Origin of the sequence: Streptomyces clavifer (genome assembly GCF_036345975.1) — a bacterium.
In the GTDB taxonomy this organism is placed as follows: Bacteria; Actinomycetota; Actinomycetes; order Streptomycetales; family Streptomycetaceae; genus Streptomyces; species Streptomyces clavifer.
Window position 1 is genome coordinate 703,349 of sequence record NZ_CP107793.1, and the last position, 14,860, is coordinate 718,208.

Annotated in this window: 13 protein-coding genes; 8 read left to right on the forward strand and 5 right to left on the reverse strand. The window is 72.5% G+C overall.

What is annotated here, in order from left to right; translation table 11 throughout:
* Positions 1–179: 179 nt before the first annotated feature.
* Positions 180–2,612 (forward strand): right-handed parallel beta-helix repeat-containing protein, encoded by a 2,433-nt coding sequence (locus OG927_RS02815; protein ID WP_209471068.1) that lies wholly within the window; start codon positions 180–182, stop codon positions 2,610–2,612.
* On the opposite strand, the gene OG927_RS02820 is transcribed toward OG927_RS02815, so the two are convergent.
* Positions 2,582–4,945: a hypothetical protein gene (locus OG927_RS02820; protein ID WP_330319643.1), complete on the reverse strand. Its 2,364-nt coding sequence runs from the start codon at positions 4,943–4,945 to the stop codon at positions 2,582–2,584. The two genes, OG927_RS02815 and OG927_RS02820, sit on opposite strands and share 31 nt — an antisense overlap.
* 237 nt (positions 4,946–5,182) lie before the next feature.
* On the opposite strand from OG927_RS02820, the gene OG927_RS02825 reads away from it, so the two are divergent.
* Together OG927_RS02825 and OG927_RS02830 are read left to right on the forward strand one after the other, a co-directional pair.
* Positions 5,183–6,013: a DeoR/GlpR family DNA-binding transcription regulator gene (locus tag OG927_RS02825; RefSeq protein WP_056795011.1), complete on the forward strand. Its 831-nt coding sequence runs from the start codon at positions 5,183–5,185 to the stop codon at positions 6,011–6,013.
* Between the two features lie 57 nt (positions 6,014–6,070).
* Positions 6,071–6,505 carry an SRPBCC family protein gene (locus OG927_RS02830; RefSeq protein ID WP_056795015.1) on the forward strand — a complete coding sequence of 145 codons (435 nt, stop codon included), beginning with the start codon at positions 6,071–6,073 and terminating at the stop codon, positions 6,503–6,505.
* Positions 6,506–6,572: 67 nt separating this feature from the next.
* Here OG927_RS02830 and cds1 read toward each other — a convergent pair whose 3' ends face one another.
* Positions 6,573–7,706: an L-cysteine desulfhydrase Cds1 gene (cds1, locus tag OG927_RS02835; RefSeq protein WP_330319644.1), complete on the reverse strand. Its 1,134-nt coding sequence runs from the start codon at positions 7,704–7,706 to the stop codon at positions 6,573–6,575.
* A gap of 229 nt (positions 7,707–7,935) precedes the next feature.
* Between cds1 and OG927_RS02840 the strand changes: the two genes are divergently transcribed.
* Entirely contained in the window at positions 7,936–8,253 is a 318-nt protein-coding gene (locus OG927_RS02840) for a hypothetical protein (protein WP_056795022.1), read from the forward strand.
* A gap of 217 nt (positions 8,254–8,470) precedes the next feature.
* Positions 8,471–8,995 carry an ATP-binding protein gene (locus OG927_RS02845; RefSeq protein WP_199862690.1) on the forward strand — a complete coding sequence of 175 codons (525 nt, stop codon included), beginning with the start codon at positions 8,471–8,473 and terminating at the stop codon, positions 8,993–8,995.
* 345 nt (positions 8,996–9,340) lie between these two features.
* On the opposite strand, the gene OG927_RS02850 is transcribed toward OG927_RS02845, so the two are convergent.
* Entirely contained in the window at positions 9,341–10,555 is a 1,215-nt protein-coding gene (locus OG927_RS02850) for an ROK family protein (RefSeq protein WP_056795030.1), read from the reverse strand.
* 122 nt (positions 10,556–10,677) lie between these two features.
* On the opposite strand from OG927_RS02850, the gene OG927_RS02855 reads away from it, so the two are divergent.
* Entirely contained in the window at positions 10,678–11,907 is a 1,230-nt protein-coding gene (locus OG927_RS02855) for an MFS transporter (protein ID WP_209471065.1), read from the forward strand.
* A gap of 80 nt (positions 11,908–11,987) precedes the next feature.
* Positions 11,988–12,353 carry an SCO4225 family membrane protein gene (locus OG927_RS02860; RefSeq protein WP_056795036.1) on the forward strand — a complete coding sequence of 122 codons (366 nt, stop codon included), beginning with the start codon at positions 11,988–11,990 and terminating at the stop codon, positions 12,351–12,353.
* 174 nt (positions 12,354–12,527) lie between these two features.
* Here the strand turns inward: OG927_RS02860 and OG927_RS02865 are convergent, their stop codons facing one another.
* Positions 12,528–12,929, reverse strand: coding sequence for a MarR family winged helix-turn-helix transcriptional regulator (locus tag OG927_RS02865; RefSeq protein ID WP_330319645.1), 402 nt, complete (start codon positions 12,927–12,929; stop codon positions 12,528–12,530).
* Between the two features lie 553 nt (positions 12,930–13,482).
* The gene (locus OG927_RS02870; RefSeq protein WP_056795042.1) at positions 13,483–14,220 is read right to left on the reverse strand and encodes a TetR/AcrR family transcriptional regulator; all 738 of its coding nucleotides are present in this window, start codon (positions 14,218–14,220) and stop codon (positions 13,483–13,485) included.
* A 127-nt stretch (positions 14,221–14,347) separates the two neighbouring features.
* On the opposite strand from OG927_RS02870, the gene OG927_RS02875 reads away from it, so the two are divergent.
* Complete coding sequence (locus tag OG927_RS02875; RefSeq protein WP_056795045.1) at positions 14,348–14,803, forward strand: nitroreductase family deazaflavin-dependent oxidoreductase; 456 nt, start codon at positions 14,348–14,350, stop codon at positions 14,801–14,803.
* The last annotated feature ends 57 nt before the right edge of the window (positions 14,804–14,860 follow it).

Genomic DNA, 14,860 nt, shown 5'->3' on the forward strand with positions numbered 1-14,860 from the left:
TCATGCGCGGCAGACCCGTCAACTCACGTCCGCCGCGCGCGCTACGGTGGACCGGCCCGCCCGACTCTCCTCGGCAGGCGGACCCGGTGCTGACCGGACCGGACAGCACCGGCAGTCGCACGGCATGCGGGCAGGCACGAGGCAGCGCACACGGCACGAGGTGGGGGCACAGCAGCACCATGGCACAGGGCACGGTCCAGGTGACGCACACCGGCACATCGCGATGGCGGCGCCGCACGGGCGAATACGCTTCCCTCACCGCTGCCCTGGAGGCCGCGACCGAAGGTGACGTCCTCACCATCGCCCCCGGCACCTACCGGGAGAATCTCGTCATCCACCACGCGGTGACGCTGCGCGGGCCCGAGGGCTCCGCCGGATCCGTCCGGATCGCACCGGCCGACGGCGTCCCCCTGACCGTCCGCGCCTCCGCGGTGATCCAGGACCTCCATGTGGAGGGGCAGGACTCGGCTGCCCCCGCCCTGCTCGTGGAGGAAGGCGCGCCCGAGCTGTCGGATCTGCGCATCGTGACCAGGTCGGCCGCCGGGATCGAGGTACGGGGGGCCGCCAGGCCCACCGTGCGCCGCTGCACCGTCGACAACCCGGCCGGGGTCGGAATCGCCGTACTCGACGGTGCCGGGGGCGTGTTCGAGGAGTGCGAGGTCGTCTCGGCCGGACAGTCCGGCATCGCGGTGCGCGACGGCGCACATCCGAGGCTGGATCGCTGCCGCGTCCACCACGCGTCGGGGGCGGGTCTGAGCGTGACCGGTGAGGGCAGCGGCCTGGAGGCGGTGGGCTGCGAGGTGTACGAGATCAAGGGCAGCGGGGTGCAGGTCACGGCCCGGGGCTCCGCGCACCTCACCGACTGCACCGTGCACCGCACGTCCGCGGACGGGGTCACGCTGGACACCGACGCGGTCCTCACACTGGCCGACTGCGACATCCACGACATACCGGAGAACGCGGTCGATCTGCGGTCCCGGTCGGTGCTCACCCTGACCCGGTCCACCGTCCGCCGGTTCGGCCGCAACGGCCTGTCGGTCTGGGACCCGGGCACCCGTGTCGATGCCAACCAGTGCGAGATCCACGACAGCACGGGTGACTATCCGGCGGTCTGGGTCAGCGACGGGGCGACGGTGATACTCGATTCCTGCCGCGTCCACGACGTGCCCGACGCCCTCTTCGTCCTCGACCGCGGCTCGCGCGCGGACGTCGTGGACAGTGATCTCTCCCAGATCCGCAACACGGCGGTCTCGGTGAGCGACGGGGCCACGGCGCAGCTCGACGACTGCCGGATCCGTGAGGCGTCCACCGGGGCGTGGTTCCGCGACCACGGCAGTGGCGGCACCCTGAACAACTGCACCATCGATGCGGCGCAGACCGGGGTCATCGTCACCAAGGGCGCCGACCCGGTGATCGAGCGCTGCACGGTCACCTCGCCGGCCGAAGCCGGTTTCTACGTCTCCGCCGAGGGCCGCGGCACCTTCAACAGCTGCCGGGTCACGGGGAGCGAGGGGTACGGCTTCCACGTACTGGACGGCTGCCGGTCCACCCTGACGCACTGCCGTACGGAGCGGTGTGCCCGCGGCGGCTACGAGTTCGCCGACGGCGGGGCCCTGCACGGCGAGGGACGTACCGGCGGCCCGGTCGTGGAGGACTGCACGAGCGACGAGAGCGGACTGCTCGGCGCCGCTCCCCCGGCACCGAAGGTCCTGACGGCGGCCCAGTCGTCGCCCGGGCTGCTCGGCACCATGCCGGTGCAGCGGGCGGCGGAGCCCGTCGCCGAGCGTCCGGCCGAGCCGGTACGGGACTCGGGCGCCGTCCTCGGTGAACTGGACGCGCTGGTGGGCCTGGACAGTGTCAAGCGCGAGGTGCGGGCCCTGACCGACATGATCGAGGTGGGCCGCCGCCGCCGCATGGCCGGCCTCAAGGCCGCTTCGGTGCGCAGGCATCTGGTCTTCACCGGTTCCCCCGGTACCGGCAAGACGACGGTGGCCCGGCTGTACGGCGAGATCCTGGCCTCGCTCGGTGTACTGGAGCACGGACATCTCGTGGAGGTGTCCCGGGTCGACCTGGTCGGCGAGCACATCGGGTCCACGGCCATCCGCACCCAGGAGGCGTTCGACCGGGCGCGCGGCGGAGTCCTGTTCGTCGACGAGGCGTACGCACTGTCGCCCGAGGACTCCGGCCGCGACTTCGGACGGGAGGCCATCGACACGCTGGTGAAGCTGATGGAGGACCACCGGGACGCCGTGGTGGTGATCGTGGCGGGCTACACCCACGAGATGGAGCGTTTCCTCACGGTCAACCCGGGTGTGGCCTCGCGTTTCTCACGGACGATCACCTTCAGCGACTACGTTCCCGAGGAGCTGCTGCGGATCGTGGAGCAGCAGTCCGAGGAACACGAGTACAGCTTGGCGGACGGGTCCGGGGAAGCGCTGCTCAAGTACTTCACCGCGCTTCCCAAGGGCCCGGCGTTCGGTAACGGCCGGACGGCCCGCCAGACCTTCGAGTCGATGGTCGAGCGGCACGCGGGCCGGGTCGCCCAGCTCGCCGAGCCGAGCACGGACGACCTGACCCTGCTCTATCCGGAGGACCTGCCCGAGCTCCCCTGAGCCTCCGCACCGGCCTGCTGGGGCAGGACGGGCCCGAGCCGCTCGAGGAGCGCGGCCCGTTGCACGGCGAAGTCCGGATCGGCCTGGTAGTCGGAGTGTCCCAGGATCGGTTCGGGCAGCGGGTGTTCCGGGGTGCGGCCGTAGACCAGCGGGTCCTTCAGAGGGCCCCGGTCGATCTCCGGGCCTCCGCGCTCGTCGATGCCCACGGGCCCGCCGATCGGGTCCGTGGCACGCCACAGGTTGCGCCAGCAGTGGACGGACCGGTGCAGCCCGTCCAGCGGGCCGGGGCCGAAGTAGGCCGGGAACCAGCGCCCGTAGAGCCGTTCGATCGGAGAACCGTAGGTGAGCAGCGCCACCCGGCGCCGGGCCGCGTCGGGCAGCTGCCAGACGGCGGCCGCTGCGAGCACGCTGCCCTGGGAGTGTCCCGAGATGACGAGCCGACCGCGGGTGCGGCCCGTCCAGGCGGACATCCGGGACGAGAGGTCGGGCACGGCCCGCTCGGCGTAGCAGGGCGGTGCGAAGGGGTGGGCGGCGCGTGGCCAGAACGTGCCCACGTCCCAGAGGATTCCTATGGTGCGCCGGGCGGAGACGTCGCGGTAGGCACGACGTCCCCAGGTGACGAAGAGTATGAAGCCGAACCCGATCATCCACGAGCCGGTCGACTGGGCGGCTTCGGCGAGCGATTCGACGGCAGGGCTCGTGCCGTCCATCGCCAGACCGGGAACCTCACCGCTGAGCCAGGACCCCGCGAACGCTCCGGCACCGAGCAGGAGCGTGGCGCCTGAGACGAGTCCGATGATCCGGGGTGCGGAGTCGGTGAGCGCGGCTGTGGCCCTCGCGCGGGCGATCCGCCGGGTGCGGACGGGGTCGGAGCGCGTCGGTTCGTACTCGGCCTCGATCGCCGGTCCGAGTCGGCGGGCCTGCCGGGCGGTGCGGACGACGAGCCAGGTGACGGGGACGAGCAGGAGCAGCAGGAGGACCGGGATGACGGAGGCCTGCCAGCTGAGGATGACCGGCGGGCCCTGTATCGCGGAGCCGCTGCCCATGCCGGGGGTGCCCGGGCCGTCGAGCCAGTCGGCGACGCGCTGGGCGACGCCTCCGGTCATCACGCCGCCGAGCCCGCAGGCGAGCATCGCGACGGCGGGGCCGCCGAGGCCGTGAAGGATCGTGCGTGGCTCGGGGGTGCGCCGGTACAGGCTGAGCGCCACGGCGGCGAGCACGACGACGAGGGTGCCCTGGCCGAGGGTGAGGGCACGGAAGGCGGTCTCTCCGGGGAGGGTGCCGGCGGACACCCAGCGGGGGCGCGACCAGGCGGCGAACACCACTCCGGCGACCAGGAGGAGGAGCGCCGCAGGAGGGAGAAAGCTGATGACGGCACGGTCGAGCCGGTTGTCGAGGCGTCGCTCGCTGCGGCCCCGGCGGCAGACCACGGCGACGACGACGAGGGCGCACAGGACGAGGGCCGCCTCGAACAGCCCACCGAGCACCGCGGGTACGGGACCGGTGCCGGCGCGGTCGTGCCGGGCGGCGGCGCCCCCGACGGCTGCGGCGACGGTGAGAAAGCCGGCGGCGGTGTGCGCGGCGCGCAGCCGGGCCACCAGCCTGCGGCCGTACCAGAAGCCCGGCCTGCCGAGGGCGGGGCGGACCACGGGGGCTCCGGACCGCACGGGTGGCGTCCCGTCGTCGCCACCGGGGTCGTCCAGGGTCAGCGGACGCTGCGATTCGTAGGCGCTCCAGGTGCGGTTGGACAGGTACCAGAGCAGCCCGACGAGGGCGGTGGGCACCACCGATGCGACGGCGAGCCGGCGCCCGGGCTGGGACCACCAGCCGCCCTGTTCCGTGGCGAGGAAGCCCAGCCAGGACCTCCGCCCGGAACACTCGGCGACGCCCGCGCACTGCCAGGCCAACAGGTCGAGGGCCACCTCGCAGGCGGCAGCGGTCAGCAGCACGGTGAGACTGAGGGCGAGGAGCCGCACCACCGCTCCGTACAGCCGGACCGCGGCCGTGCGCCCCCGGGCGGTGGGCCGCATCCAGTGGGCGAGGTTGACCACCATGAAGGGAAGCAGCAGGAGCCACAGGGCACGGGAGCCGTTGCCGGAGGTGAGGTTGGACCAGCAGTAGGCCTCGGCGACGGGCCCTTCCTGGTGGCGCTCGGGGTGCTGTTCGGCCGCGACGTCCTCGGTGCGCCGGTAGACGGCGGCCGTGGTGTCACCGGTGATCCTGGTCGTGCGGGGGTCGCCGAGCATCTCCTGGGGGGTGGTTCCGCCGACGCCGTGGACGAGCAGTTCCAGCGCCGCCCCGGAGCTCTGCGGGACCTGGGGTGCAGGGGCCAATGCGGTGACTCGCTCTCTGGTCCGGGCGGCGTCCGGGCCGCGGCGGGAAGTGGACGGGGCGCCGCACGGGCATCCCGGGCTGACGCGCAGTCACCACCATCCCGGACGGGAGGCGTCCAGCACACCGCTCTCACCGAATCTCCCCAGTGAAGGGGCCCGTGGGGGTGCGTGGCAGGATGAGGGCGTCCCGCAGGCGGCTGCCGGACCGTGCGACCGAGGGAAGGGCCGGGGCCGGCGATGAGCGAGAACCAGAACCTGCTCGCGGAGCAGCGGCGTGCGCTCATCCTCGACGAGGTGCGCAGGCGCGGTGGGATCCGGGTCAACGAGCTGACCCGCAAGCTGAGCGTTTCCGACATGACCATCCGGCGGGACCTGGACGCACTGGCGCGTCAGGGTGTCATCGAGAAGGTGCACGGCGGGGCCGTCCCGGTGGTCGAGGCGAGCACGCACGAGCCGGGGTTCGAGGCGAAGTCGACGCTGGAGCTCAGCGCCAAGGAGGACATCGCACGGGCCGCGGCCGCGATGGCGGTGCCCGGCAGCGCGATCGCGCTCTCCGGCGGCACGACCACGTTCGCGCTGGCCCGGCATCTGCTGGAGGTACCCGCGTTGACCGTGGTGACGAATTCGGTGCGGGTCGCCGATGTGTTCCACGACGCGCAGCGGCCGACTGCGGCGGGCGGCCCGCGGGCCGGGGCGGCCACGGTGGTGCTGACCGGCGGGGTCCGTACGCCTTCCGACTCCCTCGTGGGTCCGGTTGCCGACCGGGCCATCGACTCGCTCCACTTCGATGTGCTTTTCCTCGGGGTGCACGGCATCTCGGTCGAGGCGGGTCTCTCGACGCCGAACCTCGCGGAGGCCGAGACGAACCGCCGCCTCGTCCGGGCGGCGCGCCGGGTCGTGGTGGTCGCCGACCACACCAAGTGGGGCACGGTGGGCCTGAGTTCCTTCGCGGCGCTCGACGAGGTGGACAGCTTCGTCACGGACGCGGGCCTGCCGGACGGTGCCCGCCAGGAGATCGAGGAGCATCTGCCGGGCCTGGTCGTGGCGGGCGGATCACCGGACGCGTAGGGCCCGGCGTGTTCCGCTCCGCACCACGCGGAGCGGGAGACGTCCTAGGATCGTGACGTGGCCGTCTTCCGGATCGAGCGTTTCACCTCCCTCCCCGCCGCCGAGAGCTGGCGCCGGGTGACCGACTGGGAGCGGCATGGCGGGACTGTTCCGTTCACCTCGGTCACCGTCCCCACAGGTCCGCCCACCCGCACCGGCACGCTGTTCGTGGCCCGCACGGGCCTCGGACCGCTCGGTTTCGACGATCCGATGGAGGTCGTGCGGTGGACACCGCCGGCCGCCGGCAGGGCCGGGCTGTGCGAGCTGGAGAAGCGCGGCTCCGTGGTGCGGGGCCGGGCCTCGATCGATGTCCGTCCGACCGGCACGGGGTCCCACGTGATCTGGGTCGAGGAACTGCGGGTACGACTGCTGCCCCGCTGGGGCGATCCGCTGCTCGCGACCGCGGGGCGCCGGGTCTTCGGCCGGGTGCTCGACACGCTGCTCGACGAATAGCCGCGGCCGCCGCTCCCGGCGCCCGGGATCCGGTCGCCGGGAGCGGGGCGGACGGGGTCAGGCAGGGTCAGGCGGACCAGGTGCCCGTGGCGAGGAAGCGGTCGATCGTCGCCGTGTGCGGCTGGATGTCCAGGCCCTGCTCGCTCAGCCAGCTGTCCGAGTAGTACTTGTCGAGGTAGCGGTCGCCCGGGTCGCAGAACAGCGTGACGATGCTGCCGGTGCTGCCCCCCTCCACCATCTCGGCCACCAGCTTGAACGCGCTCCACAGCCCGGTGCCCGTCGAGCCGCCCGCCCTGCGGCCGAGAGCGCGCTCCAGGACGCGGACCGCGGCGACGGTGGCCGCGTCCGGGACCTTCATCATCCGGTCGATGGCGCCGGGCACGAAGCTCGGCTCCATCCGGGGCCGGCCGATGCCTTCGATGCGTGAACCGCAGTCGCTGGTGGCCAGTGGGTCGTGCCGGGTCCAGCCGTCGAAGAAGCAGGAGTTCTCCGGGTCGGGTACGCAGATCCGTGTGTCGTGCTGCATGTAGCGGACGTAGCGCCCGATGGTCGCCGAGGTGCCGCCGGTGCCGGCCGTGGCCACGATCCAGGCGGGCTCCGGATACCTCTCCAGTCTCAGCTGCTGGTAGATGGACTCGGCGATGTTGTTGTTGCCGCGCCAGTCGGTGGCGCGCTCCGCGTAGGTGAACTGATCCATGTAGTGGCCGCCGGTCTCGGCCGCGAGGGCCGCGGACTCCTCGTACAGCCTGCGGGCGTCGTCCACGAAGTGGCACTGCCCGCCGTGGAATTCGATCAGCCGGCACTTCTCGGGGCTGGTGGTGCGGGGCATCACCGCGATGAACGGCACGCCGATCAGCTTCGCGAAGTACGCCTCCGAGACGGCCGTCGAGCCGCTGGACGCCTCGATGACCGGCTTGCCCCGGCGGATCCAGCCGTTGCACAGTCCATAGAGGAACAGCGAACGGGCCAGCCGGTGTTTGAGGCTGCCCGTGGGGTGTGTCGACTCGTCCTTGAGGTAGAGGTCGATGCCCCACTGCTCGGGCAGCGGGAAGCGCAGGAGGTGCGTGTCCGCGGAACGGTTCGCGTCCGCCTGGACCTTGCGCACCGCCTCCTTGAGCCAGGCCCGGTAGTCCGGATCGCTGCGGTCGATGTCCACCGTCTCCAGCACCCCGCCGTCACGTCCGTGCTCATTGGTGTCCATCAGCGGTCTCCTTCTCGTGACGGCCGTGCTCCGGATCCACCACGATATTCCCCCCACCTGCACAAACGATCGCTTTGATGACCCATAGCCCTGCCTTTGCACAGCTGTCCGAGGGACGCACGACCGGTGTGGCGATCCGATGGCCCGCGCACCGATGTGGTCTGGTGCAAGCGGCCCCGTCCGGGGCAGAATTTCCCTCAGGAGTCGGGACAAGGGGGGTGAAGTCGCCATGACCGAAACTGAGTTCAGTGCGACGGATGTCAGGATCGAGCGGTGGGCCCGTTCGTTCACCAGGGCCGGCCGGGTGATCGTCAAGGACGGCCGGCTGGCGTTGCTGAGAAGCGACGGCCGGGAGATCGACAGCGCCCCGGTGAGCTCGGTGAGCGCGGGCAAGCGGTGGTTCCTGGCCGCCGACTCCGCGGTCGCGCGGATCAACGGGGTGCGCTACCGGCTGACGATGGGACAGCGCAACCGCAGGCCGGGCGGGGCAGCCCCGGTCCGCCGGTTCCTGGAGGCGCTGCGGGGCGCGGGCGCCCGAAGAAGCTGACGCAACGGGTCCGCGCGGACACCGCGAGTTGCGGAGCGCAACCCCCTGAGTCACGCTGGTCACACGTCACTGATGATGTACCGGCGGTTACGGCGCAAGCCGCTCCGCCGGGACCACACAGGGCGGACCACGCATCACCCGACCAGAAACAGCAGTCAGCCATCTGCTGGATCCGCCCCTTCGTCTTCTTCCGGACCTATTTCGGGGAGTCGCAGCCGTGATCAGCGAGCCAAGCAGGCACTGCGCGGTGGAGCTCCAGGCCCTGCCGTCGCGGATCGGTCAGGTCCGCAGAATCATTTCGGCGCAATTGCGCTACTGGCATCTCGATCCTCTGATCGACCAGGCAGCGCTCGGCGTCACCGAACTGCTGACCAACGTCCACCGGCATGCACAGCCGGACAAATCGTGCACCGTCGAGATCGAGCTGCTGCTCGACCGCCTGACGGTATCCGTCCACGACCACGACCCCCGGCTGCCGACCCTGTGCGATGCCGACTCCTCCGCCACTTCGGGGCGGGGAATGGCGCTGATCGCCGCTGTCAGCGAGAGCTGGGGCGTACGACCGAGCTCGGACGCGGGGAAGGTCGTCTGGTTCACCCTCCCCGCTCCCTCCTTCGCCACCGCTCTGCATCCTCTCCCGGTGTACGGGTCGATGACCGACGGCCCGTTCGCCTCCGGGCCCGGGATCCACCTGGAACCCGCGGCGGTGGAGACGCGCGCCCGGTCGGCCGTCGTCGGCTGACCGGAGCGGCACACCGAGCCGAGGGGAGCGCGCCGACCACGAGTGGCCGGCGCGCTCCCGCATGCCACGGGGCCCTGGGCCGACCGGTCCGCCCGGCGCGGTCAGCCGGTGCGTCCCCCTGCATCCCCCGGGCCGGCCGTGGTGAGTCCGGTCCCGTACCGCTCCCCGTACCGGTCCGTACGGGCTCCGGACGCGTTCCCACGGCGGGACCGGATGCCGGCGACGGCGGCGAACCGCGTCCGCCTCGTCGTCACGGTCGCCCGGGCGGGCTCGGACGGACCACGCCCGCGGGGCAGTTGCCGCGCTCCGCTCCCGCGGCCCTGTTCCCGCCCGGCCGGGCGCGGGTCAGGCGAGGGCGGCCAGTGGGTCGTCGAGCACGGGCTGCCAGGCCAGCTCGGCTGCGCCCACGAGGCTGTTGTGGTCGAGGGAGCAGGACAGGATCGGCACACTGCCGCTGCGGCCCCACAGGCTGCGGTCGGCCACCACCGCACGGAGCCGCTCGGGGTCGGCTTCCAGCAGGTCCCGGTGCAGGCCGCCGAGGATGATGCGGTCCGGGTTGAGGATGTTGACCAGTCCGGCCAGGCCGAGACCCAGGCGGTCGATCAGCTCCTCCGCGGCGGCCCGTACACACGGGTCGCCGTACTCCGTGCGCAGCAGGTCGCCGGACTGCTTGAGGAGCGACTCCTCCGGACCCGGCTCCCGGTGCGCCGCGGTGAGGAAGGCGAGGGGGTCCGTCTCGACGTCCAGGCAGCCGCGTCCGCCGCAGTGGCAGGGGCGGCCCTCGGGGTTCACCGTGAGATGGCCGACCTCCAGGGCGAGGCCCGAACTGCCGCTGTGCAGACGGCCGTCCAGGACGAGGGCGCCACCCACGCCCCGGTGGCCGGTGGCCACACAGAGCAGGTGCTGGGCACCGCGCCCCGCGCCGTGCCGATGCTCGGCGAGGGCGGCGAGGTTGACGTCGTTCCCGGTGAACGCAGGCCCGGAAATGCCGGCCGCGCGGACGCGGGCGGAGAAGATCTCCCGTACCGGGGCGCCCGCCGGCCAGGCGAGGTGCATCGGGTTGAGGGCGGTGCCCTCGGGTTCGGCGACGGCGGAGGGGACGGCCAGTCCGGCGCCGACGCAGCGCAACCCGCTGTCGCGCAGCAGCTCGGCTCCGGCTTCGACGACCTCGCCGAGGACCTGTGCGGGGTCGGCCATGACGGCGACGCAGCCGGGTGCGGTGGCCACGATCCTGCCCCCGAGGCCGACCAGCGCGGCACGGAAACCGTCGGCGTGCACCTGGGCGGCGAGAGCGACCGGCCCACTGTCCCTGACGGCCAGCCGGTGCGAGGGGCGGCCCTGCGAACCGGCCGCGGAGCCCGGGCTGGAGTCGACCCTGATCAGCCCGAGCGCTTCGAGCTCCGCGGCCACCGCGCCGGCGGTGGCGCGCGTGACACCCAGCTCGGAGGTCAGCACGGCGCGCGTGGGAGCGCGGCCCGTGTGGACCAGTTCCAGAGCGGGCCCGAGCGCGCTGCGGCCCCTCTCCAACTTCGTCCGCGTGGTGGTCGACTTGCCGTTCATGGGGGCGAGTCTCCCACGGTCCGGAACCGCTGCCGACGCTCCGGGGCCCCGCACCGTTCACCGGCACGTCATTCGGGGCAGCGGTCTTGCACACGTCGTCGGCGCACCCCTATGCTCGCTTTGTGCCGCAACTGAACAAACTGCGGACGGCCCTGTCGGGGGGATCCGGCGGAGACACCGCCCCGCCCTCGTCGGCCCGCCTCCGTACCGCGCTGACCGTGTTCTTCGCCCTCGACGGATTCCTGTTCGCGGGCTGGGTGGTCCGCATTCCGGCCATCAAGCACCAGACCGGGGCGACCGCCTCCACCCTGGGCCTGGCCCTGCTGGGCGTGTCGGCGGGCGCGGTGATCACCATGATGCTCACCGGCCGGCTCTGCCGACGCTACGGAAGCCACGCCGTCACCGTGGTCTGCGGCGTCCTGCTGCCCTTGAGTATCGCCCTCCCCGCACAGACGCGTTCGGCCCTCTCCCTCGGGCTCGTCCTGCTGCTGTTCGGCGCCGCGTACGGAGGCATGAACGTGGCGGCGAACAGCGCGGCCGTCGATCTGGTCACCGCACTGCGCCGCCCCGTGATGCCGAGCTTCCACGCCGCGTTCAGCCTGGGCGGCATGGCGGGAGCCGGACTCGGCGGTCTGGTCGCCGGCAGCCTGTCCCCTTCGACCCACCTCTTCGCCCTCGCCGGGATCGGACTGGTCGTCACCGCGGTCACCGGCCCCGTACTCCTGCGGTACCGCCCGGTGCCCGGCACCCTCGCCGACGAGCCGCGGCCGGCCGCGCATCCGGCGCACCCCCACCGGATGAGCAGCCGTGCCCGCCGGATCGTGATCCTGTTCGGGGTCATCGCCCTCTGCACGGCGTACGGCGAGGGCGCGCTCGCCGAGTGGGGTGCCCTGCACCTCACGCAGGATCTGCACGCCGACCCCGGTCTCGCTGCCGCGGGTTACTCACTGTTCGCCCTGACCATGGCCGTCGGCAGGCTCACGGGGACCACGCTCCTCGAACGGTTCGGTCAGACCCGCACACTCGTGACGGGCGGGGCCACGGCCGCGGCGGGCATGCTCCTCGGCGCACTGGCACCGACCGTCTGGCTCACGCTGCTCGGTTTCGCCGTGGCCGGTCTGGGGCTGGCCAACATCTTCCCCGTCGCGGTCGGCCGGGCGGGCGAGCTGGCAGGCCCGAGCGGAGTGGCCGCAGCGTCGACGCTCGGGTATGGCGGAATGCTGCTGGGACCGCCGGTGATCGGCTTCATGGCCGACTGGATCTCCCTGCCGGTGGCCCTCACCACGGTGGCCCTGCTCGCCGCCACCGCGGCGGTACTGGGGTACGGAGCCCGGAACCTGGCGCACACGTGAGCGATTGAGTAGCCGTACTCAGGCACGAACCGCTCCCCCGGCGCACGATGGAGACATCGACCAGCCACGGGGAGCGGGACATGAACCACCAGGTGATGAACAGGCGGCTCCGCACACTGGCGCGGCTGACCTTCGGCAACACGGCTTCGCGGATCTACCTCGGCCTCGTGCTGGCGGCCGCGGTGTTCGTCGCGGCGGACACGTTGTTCGTGTCCCACGACGACGCCTCGTTCGCGGGTGTCTGGGTCTTCTTCCTCGCGGCACCGACCGTGTTCGCCTTCATCGTCGGCGGCTCCATGGCCGGTGCCGAAGCGGGCGGACCGGCCTGGTTCCTCTACCTCGCGCTGGTCGTGTCCGTACTGGTGCAGGCCTGCGCGCTGGGGTGGTTCACGCGGCTGTTGCGCGGCACGGGGCGCGAGCACTCCGCCCGCCCGCAGGGCGCCTGACCCGTCCCTGCCCGGCTCCCACCACGCCCCGGGCGCCTGCGGTGCCCCACCCCGGACGCTGTGCGGCGGCTTCGGCCGTACGGGGCCGGCACAGCGGTGACGTGAGGGCAACGGCTGCCGCGCGTGAGGGTGCGGGACCCGCGTCCGGGGTGCTGCCGGGTCCGGTGCGGCCGTTCAGCCCTTCGGTCGGTCCAGCATCCTGGACAGTACCGCTCGCTGCAGCGGCTTGACCTCCGCGTGCCGGGCCCGGCCCCCGTCCGTCAGCTCGACCCGGACCCCTCGGCGGTCCTCGCTGCACACCCCTCGGCAGACGAGGCCGTCCTTCTCCAGCCGCGCGACGAGGCGCGACAGCGCACTCTGGCTGAGGTGGACCCGGGAGGCGAGCTCCTGAACGCGATAGGCGGCGCCGCCGTCCTCCGCCGCACTCTCGGCCAGGATGTCCAGCACCTCGAAGTCACTGGCCCCGAGACCGTGCCCGTGCAGCGTGCGGTCGAGCTCGCACAGGGTCCTGGCGTGCAGCGCGAGGAGGTCGCGCCACTCGTCGACGAGTGCCTGCTCGGACCTGTTCGCTGCCATGTCCGCACGCTAGCAGAGCGGCGGAATGTCGTTTGCGCCTGCATGTGATGCGCGTGCGGGGAGCGAGGGGAACATCCTCCCGCGCTTGCCGGAGGCACCTCGTGCCGGCCGGGCCGTACGCGCCCCGGCCGCGCGGGCGAGCGCCACGAGCTGCCCGCGGTCCCGGGCTCCCGCCCCACCACGGCACGGCCGGCACGGGTGGCGGTCGGGGGGCTGACGGCCAGCGCGTGCGCCCCCCTCGTCGGTCGGTCCGATCCCCCACCACGGCCCTCACCTCCCGCTCCCGCCCGGTCAGTTCGTCCGGCGTGGTAGCGGCTGTGGGCTCCCTGGGCCGGGCGGCGAACTCCGCGATCAGCCGTCGCGTCACGTCCGGCGAGGCAGGGCGTGCCCGCCCGCCACCGCGCGTACGGCCCGCACCGGTCGTCGGGGGCGGTGTCCTTGACCAGCGGGCCGGGGGCCCCGAGCCTGCGGCGGGCCGCGCGGGCGGGCCCGCGGCCCTGAGGGCTTCCGGGACGGGCGCGGTGGCGGTAGCGGTAGCGGTAGCGGCCCTGCGTCAGGACATCGCGCGCCCGGTGCTCCCGGTTCCAGCGGTCCGGCCGTCCAGGAGACCGACCGAGCGGGCGAGTTCGCGGGAGGCCCGACGGAAGAACGGGTCCCGTTCCTCGACGACGCGGGTGAACTGGCCGAAGACCTCGAAGGAGATCAGACCGAAGAGCTGCGCCCACGCCGCGACGAGCGCCGCCACGACGGCGGGCGGGAGGTCGGGAGCGAGGTCGGCCGTCATGCGTTCGGCCTCGGGGCGCAGTTCGGGTGCCAGTGGCGGAGCGGCCAGACCGTCGGTGAGGTAGGCGTCGCGTGCCAGCCCGAGCAGGACGAGGCCCACCCTGGACGCCGGGCCGACGGTGTCCTGCGGGGCGGTGTAGCCCGGAACGGGCGAGCCGTAGATCAACCCGTACTCATGGGGGTGGGCGAGCGCCCAGTCCCGCACGGCGCAGGTGACCACGGTCCAGCGGGCGGGGTGGGGGCCGGAGGATCCACGGGGGGTCGCCCGGGCGGCCTCCGCCGTCGCGCCGACCGCGTCGTACGCGTCGACGATGAGCGCCGTGAGCAGGTCGTCGCGGCTGGGGAAGTAGCGGTAGAGGGCGGAGGAGACCATGCCCAGCTCACGGGCGACGGCGCGGAGAGAGAGTTTCGCGGCGCCGTCCGCCGCGAGCTGTCTCCTGGCCTCGTCCTTGATGGCGGCGGTGACTTCGCTGCGGGCGCGCTCTCTGGCTCCCCTGATGGTGCTCATGGGGGCAGCCTGCCACAAAAGCGGAGCACCGACCACTAACGAGAGCACTGCTCTTGCTTTAGGGCATCGATCACGCGCACACTGCTCTCAAGCGAGAGCAGTGCTCTCCCAACGGGAGGAAGTCCCCATGTCGCAGCAGCCTTACTACCTTCGGGGCAATGCGTTCAACGTCCGGATGAACAGCGCCATCGGCTGGCTCGCCCGCCACGGTTTCAGCCTTCTCGGCTCGGCGGAGATGTCGGTGCGGGGCCGCAGGAGCGGACAGATGCAGCGTGTTCCGGTGAACCCCCACACGCACGGGGGCGTCCAGTACCTCGTCTCCGCCCGCGGCCACTCCCAGTGGGTACGCAACATGCGGGTGGCGGGCGGCGGAGAGCTGCGCGTCGGCAGGAAGGTCCGCACGTTCACGGCACAGGAGATCGCGGACGACGAGCAGAAGATGCTGGTCGTCCGCGCCTACCTCGAGCGCTGGGGCTGGGAGGTCAACCAGTACTTCCGGGGCGTCACCGCCAGGTCCACCGACGCCGAGCTACTGGCCGCCTGCCCCGACCACCCGGTCTTCCGCATCACCGTCGAGAGCTGATCACCGTCCAGGGCTGATCACGATCGGGGCTGATCACGATCGGGGCCCGGGGAGGGC